The sequence below is a fragment of the Streptomyces sp. NPDC060209 genome (genome assembly GCF_042728155.1).
Lineage (GTDB): Bacteria > Actinomycetota > Actinomycetes > Streptomycetales > Streptomycetaceae > Streptomyces.
The window spans coordinates 1-6,001 of sequence record NZ_JBHWZS010000431.1 but is presented as its reverse complement, the minus strand read 5'-3'; the positions used below and the strand labels follow the sequence as shown (position 1 = coordinate 6,001).

The following is a 6,001-nucleotide window of genomic DNA, read 5'->3' as shown; positions in this document are numbered from 1 at the left end:
CCTTGTGCGAGCGGGCGGCGGCCCGGTCGGCGTAGGGCGGGGATCAGTCGGGGAGCCGGTCCATGAGCCAGGTGCACAGCTCCTCGGAGATGGCCGTGTGCGCGGTGGTCGTGGACGAACAGCGGAAGTCGTCCAGCTCACTCTCCTCCGGGCTCAGTTCGTCGATGTTCGCGTACAGGTCCGCCTGCTTCTCGATGTCGCGGATCGCGACCGCGCTGACCGAGGGGACGAAGCACACGTCCTCGTGCCGAAGGTCCGCCTTGCCGCCGAGCTTCTCCATCGTGTCGGCGAGGATCTTGTAGGTGTGCAGGGTTCCGCCCGGCGCGCCGTCCACTTCCGGGAAGCCGCTGGTCGTGATGGTCTTCTCGGCCTTGGGGAACCTGCGGTTCAGGTACGCGGCCGTCACCTCCTCGCCCTGGGCGTGGGTGTAGAAGGTGGTGCCCGGATAGATCCGCTCGATCCGCAGCGCGACCTCGCCGGGCGTCACGTCCGGCAGGCCGACCCCGTCGGCGCGACCGTTGGCCACGGCGATCTTCAACGGGATCTGCGGCCAGCCGCCGAACCGGTCCAGGGCGGCCAGGAACTCCGCGCGCTCCGGGGCGACCCCGATCTTGCCGGTGTCCTTGTCGTAGTGCTGCCACAGCATCTGGCGCGCGGCCGGGCTGTTCATCTGCTTCGCGAAGTCGTTCGGGAAGGGGATGAAATGTGAGAAGGCCTGCACGCCGACCGGGATGGAAGCGCCGCGGTGCGGGCTGTCGTAGGAGAAGTACAGCGCGGTCCGGTGGTCCATCCGCATCGTCTCCATCTTGGCGAGCGCGTAGCGGGTGACGATGCCGCCCATGCTGAAACCGCCCACGACCAGGCGGGCGTCGCCCACCTGCTCGGCGCTGGTCCGCATGACGGCGGCCAGGACCGCTTCCGCGTTGTCCAGGATCGACGCGCTGCGCTCGTCGAAGCCGAGCAGGATCACGTCCCTCCCGCGCCGGCGCAGCTCGCTGATGAAGGGAAAGCCGCTCTCCAGCCCGTGGTAGAGCTGGTCGAGCTTGCTCCGGCCGAGGCTGAAGCCGTCGGCCATGATCACGGGCCGGACGAGACCGCCGCGGTTGCCCTCGCCGGGGAAGACCCAGGCGAAGCCGTTCGGCAGGGGCCACTCCTCGTGCTCCGGTACCTCGATCGGCCCGACGGGTTCGGCGGTCAGCTGACCGCCGAGGGTGAACGAACCGACGTTGGGCTCGGTCGTCTCGGACATGGTCGTACTCCTTACGGAAGGGTGGGCGAGACGACGTCATCATGGGGGGCAATCCGGGCGAATCACTCTTCTGGGCTGCGGAGTTCACCACATCTGATGGAGCGCGCACGGGAAGTGTTTGGTGCGCCCGGCATGTGCCGTTGGCCTGTTCTCATCGCTCGTCCGTTCCACGTCGCCGAGGCCGCACGAACAACAGCCGGGTGTCCGGTCCACCGCGGGAAGCGGTGGCGCCGAACACCCGGCTGAGAGTGTGGGGGAAGGCGGGGCGAAGGCCGGCTGTGAGGTGTGGGGGAGGTGGAGCGGCCGGTGTCAGCGGGTGACGCGGAAGCTGTGGATCTGGTCGGCGCCGTCGAGGCCGGCCCCGGACTTGTCGACCACGTAGGCGGTGCCGTTGGTGACGGTGACGTGGTTGGGGTTGGCGCCGGTGGTCACCGTCCGGACGACGGTGCCCTTGCCCGGGTCGACCACGGTCGCCGTCGCATCGGTGCGGTTGACGACCACGACGTTGCCCGTGCGGTCGTCGGCTGCGACCGACAGGGCGCCCGCGCCCGTCGCGACGGACTTGGTGACGAGCCCCTTCCTGAGGTCGATCACCGAGAGGTCGCCGCCGGTCTGGTTGGCGGTGTAGGCGGTCTTGCCGTTCTTGGACAGCGCGATCGAGATCGGGCCGTCACCGGCGGGGATGAGCCGCGGGGTGGCGGACTTGGCCGTGGCCTCGATGACCTGGTCACCGCTGAGGTCCGCGGCGTAGGCGGTGCCGGTCCGCTCGTTCACGACCAGGCCGGTCGGGCCGGACCCGTCGACGGTGATCCGCTGCTTCTCCTCGAAGGTCTTCGAGTCGAAGGCGACGAGGGAGCCGTCCGCGAAGGAGGTCGTCCACACCGTGTTGTGACGCTCGTCGACGACGATCTCGCGGGCGTGGTTCACGTTCGGGAGGGTGGCGAGGTGCTTGCCGGTGCGCTGGCTGTACACGGCGACGGTGTTGTTGCGGGTGTTCGTCGTCCAGACGGTGTTGTGCTCGTCGTCCACGGCCACGCCGTAGACGGCTTCAAGGGCGCCCGTGGCGGCATCGGTGACCGGCGGGGTGATGGTCTGCTTCACCTTGAGGGTCTTCGGGTCCACCTTCAGCAGGCTGGAGGAGACGACCGGGGGACGGCCCACGGCGGAGGTGGTCCACAGGACGTTGTTCCGCTCGGAGTAGGACGACTGGTAGAGGCCCTTCACGAGCGGTGCGACCGTGACGGTGTCGGCCGCGGTGTGCGCGGAAGCGGTGCCCGCCAGCGCGGCGGTGCTGCCGGCGGCGATCGCGAGGGCGATGGCGGCGCGGGTGACGGTGCGACGGCTTCTGCGGGTGGACGAGGTCATGCTGAGGTCAACTCCCTGACAGGGGTTTCAGTAGGAACTTCAACACTTGTAACTTAGCTTAGGCTTACCTAAGTAACGCACCCTCAGGCGTGTGAGCTGTACAACAACTTCCCTGTGGGGGAGCTGTGTTCGGGCGCGCGCGTCAGCTCTGCGCGGCGTGTCCGCCCGGCCGACGGCGTACGACGACCAAGGTGGTGGCGGCAGCGCCGGCCGCTCCGCCCACCGCGGCGGCGGCCGCCGACCAGGCGATCGTCGCGTAGGAGACGGAACTCTCCACGGACGCCGCCGTGACGGTGTTCGGCGCGGCCTGGGGCGCTGTGGCTGCCGCCGGACCGGTGCCTGTTGCCGTCGCGCCGGGCGCGGTCACCGTGAAGTCGACCTTGAGGGTGGTCGAGGGGTTCGGCGCCAGGAATCGCAGCCAGTGGGCACCGGCCGGGGTCTCGGCCGGGATCGTGACCTCACCCTTGTACGTGCCCGTGGCGTCGGCCTTCCACTGGCCCAGGATCTCCTCGTCGTCGAGCTTGATGGTGACGGTCCGGCCGGCTGGGAACTTCGTCACCTCGAACGGGATCTTTCCGCCCGGCTGTACCTGGCTGGCCGATATCACGGCTTTGGCGCCCCGGGAGTTGGACGCACTAGCCGGCGCACCCGTGGCCGCCGGTACCTCGGTGGTGCCGGCCGATCCGCCCGCGTCGCCCGAGGAGGCGTTCGCCGAGGCCTGCTCGGCCGACGCGCCGGAGGTGACGCTGAAGTCGGCCCTGAGGCTCGTCGAGGGATTCGGCGCGAGGAAACGCAGCCAGTGGGCGCCCTTCGTGGCATCCGCCGGAATCGTGACGGTCCCGGAGAGCGAGCCGTCCGCACCGATGCCGTTCGGCCATTGTCCGATGATCTTGGAATCGTCGAGCTTGACGGTGAGCTGCTGGCCCGCCGGGAAACCCGTCACCCTGAAGGACACCTTGCCGCCCGCGGCGACCTGGGAGCCCGCGGTGATCGTGGCGGACGTGCCTCCGGTGCTGTCCGAACCGCTGCCGGAGGTGGATGATCCGCCGGAGCCGGAGGCCCCGCCCGTGCTGCCCGAACCGCCACCGGCGCCACCGGTGCTGCCGCCCGTCCCCGAACCGCCGCTGTCGCCCGAGCCGGACGAGGTCACGGAGATGTCCGCCCTGAGGCTCGTCGACGGGTTCGGCGCAAGGAATCGCAGCCAGTGCGCCCCGGCCGACGTGGACTTGGGGACGGTGACCGTCGCGGTGAGTGAGCCGTCCGCCTCCACGGCCGAGGGCCACTGCCCGACGATGTCGGCGTCGTCCAGCTTGACCGTGACGCTCTGGCCCCTGGAGAACCCGGAGAGGGTGAAGGTGACCTTCCCGCCCGCGGCGACCTCGGAGCCCGTCAGTCGCACGGCCGGCCCGGCGGTGGGCGGTGCTGCCGTCGGAGGCGCGGTCGGTGTGGGGGTGGGCGTCGGTGTGGGGGTGGGCGTCGGCGTGGGAGTCGGAGTGCTGCCCGTGACCGTCAGGTTCTCGCTGCGGACGCTCGTCTGCGGTGCCAGGAACCGCAGCCAGTGCTCGCTGCCCGGGGTGGCATCGGCCGGGACCGTCACCGCTCCCGAGACGCTGCCGTCGTCGCCGATGGGGAACTGCTTGAGCAGGGCCGCGTCGTCGAACTTGACGCTCAGGGTGGCTCCGGCGGGGAAGCCCGACGCCTCGAACGGCACGGAGCCGCCGGGCTTCACGGCAGTGGTGCCCAGGGTGACCGTGGGTGCGACGGTGTCGGCGACGAGGGCGACCGTGCCGGTCGCGTCCGCTCCGGCGGTGCCCGCCGCGACGGGCGCGACGGCCAGGGCACCGATGCCCAGCGTCGCGCCGGCGGCGAGCGCGGCCATCCGGCCGAGCCGGGGCCGGGGGAGTGCGGACGAGGGTGCGGGGGTACGGAAGGGTCTCGCGGGGTTCATGATGAGCTGCTCCTGGCGGGCGGCGAAGAGAGGTGAAGGGGAGGGCGTGCGGGGCAACAGCCGTCTGATCGGCCGGTAAGGGCCCTCCAAGCAGACTTAGGTTAGCCTAACCTCAGCAGTGCTGACCTCTTCGTTGACCCCGTGGCAGGTAAGGTGACCCTAAGTTGCCTTCCTCGTTGTTCGGAGTCCCTCTCGTGATCACGTCAGTGCCGCCGCAAGACGCCCCGCGCCGGCCGCCGCGGACCGTGCGCCCCGATGAAGTGCCACGGCTCCTGGAGCCGGGGTGCCGGCTGCCGGCGCCGGGCGGGACCGAGGAGTTCTGGTCGGCCGTGCGCAGCAGCGGCACGCCCCTCGTCTCCCCGGACCCGCAGGGCAGCGCCGATCACCTCGCGGTGACCTTCCTGTGGCAGGGCACTCCCGCGACCCGGGCCGTGCAGGTCCTCCCCAACAAACTCGGCGATCCACGCGCGCCCGAGGGCAACCTGATGGAGCGTGTGCCCGGCACCGACGTCTGGCACTGGACGCTGCGCCTGCGGCACGACTGGCGTGGCACCTACGACTTCTACGTGGACGAGGGCGACGGCCCCGAGCCCGGCACCGCCGGCTACTGGCAGTGGCTGCGCACCCGCCGCCGCCACGATCCGCTCAACGACCGCACGCTGCCGCGCCGCTGGAGCGGCGGGCCCGTGTCCTACGCCGAGCTCCCGGCGGCGCCCGGCGGGCAGGAGTGGCAGCCGAGGCCCGACATCGCCCGTGGCAGAGTCGCCGCCCACGAGGTACCGGCCCGGAAGCTCGGAGCCGGCACCCGCCGCGTCTGGCTGTACGAACCGCCCCTGGAACCCGGGCACCCGGCGGAGCTACCCGTGCTCGTCCTCCTCGACGGCGAGCACTGGCAGCCGCGTCTCGGGCTCGCGCACCTGCTGGACAACCTGATCGCCGACGGCCTTATCCCGCCGCTCGTCGCCCTCCTGCCGGAGTCCGTGGACGCGGACACCAGGTGGTCCGAGCTGACCTGCCGCCCGGAGTTCGTGGCCTTCCTCGCCGACGAGCTGCTGCCCTGGGCCGCCGCTCGTCTCCCGGTCACGGACGACCCCGCCCGCACGGTCGTCGCCGGACAGAGCCTGGGCGGTCTCTCGGCCGCTCATGCCGCGCTGTCCGCGCCCGGCCGCTTCGGCAATGTCCTCGCACAGTCCGGCTCCTTCTGGTGGCCCGACGGGCCGCAGGCGCAGTGGCTCACCGACCGGATCGAGGGGTCCGGTCGTCTGCCGGTCCGTTTCTGGCTGTCCTTCGGCGAACAGGAATGGGTCGCCCTGCCCGCCGCCAGGCGTCTGCGTGAGGTCCTGGCGACGGCGGGCTACGACGACGCCTCCTACCGGGAGTTCAACGGCGGCCACGACTACCTGTGCTGGCGCACGGAGCTGGCCGACGGCCTCGTGGAC

General features: G+C 71.1%; 4 protein-coding genes. 1 reads left to right on the top strand and 3 read right to left on the bottom strand.

Annotated elements, in window-relative coordinates; translation table 11 throughout:
- Positions 1 to 43: 43 nt before the first annotated feature.
- From ACFWFI_RS40365 to ACFWFI_RS40355, 3 genes are all read right to left on the bottom strand, one after another.
- The gene (locus ACFWFI_RS40365) at positions 44 to 1,249 is read right to left on the bottom strand and encodes an esterase/lipase family protein (protein WP_387400559.1); all 1,206 of its coding nucleotides are present in this window, start codon (positions 1,247 to 1,249) and stop codon (positions 44 to 46) included.
- 309 nt (positions 1,250 to 1,558) lie between these two features.
- Complete coding sequence (locus ACFWFI_RS40360) at positions 1,559 to 2,614, bottom strand: YncE family protein (protein ID WP_387400557.1); 1,056 nt, start codon at positions 2,612 to 2,614, stop codon at positions 1,559 to 1,561.
- A 142-nt stretch (positions 2,615 to 2,756) separates the two neighbouring features.
- Positions 2,757 to 4,562, bottom strand: coding sequence for a hypothetical protein (locus tag ACFWFI_RS40355; protein WP_387400555.1), 1,806 nt, complete (start codon positions 4,560 to 4,562; stop codon positions 2,757 to 2,759).
- 194 nt (positions 4,563 to 4,756) lie between these two features.
- Between ACFWFI_RS40355 and fes the strand changes: the two genes are divergently transcribed.
- Positions 4,757 to 6,001, top strand: a 1,245-nt coding sequence (gene fes / locus ACFWFI_RS40350) for an enterochelin esterase (protein ID WP_387400553.1), incomplete at its 3' end; no start/stop codon positions are given.

What these genes read in the sequence shown, in the direction of transcription:
- ACFWFI_RS40355 (WP_387400555.1), bottom strand. Translation starts at nt 4,562, where the DNA reads ATGAACCCCGCGAGACCCTTCCGTACCCCCGCACCCTCGTCCGCACTC.
- ACFWFI_RS40365 (WP_387400559.1), bottom strand. Translation starts at nt 1,249, where the DNA reads ATGTCCGAGACGACCGAGCCCAACGTCGGTTCGTTCACCCTCGGCGGT.
- ACFWFI_RS40360 (WP_387400557.1), bottom strand. Translation starts at nt 2,614, where the DNA reads ATGACCTCGTCCACCCGCAGAAGCCGTCGCACCGTCACCCGCGCCGCC.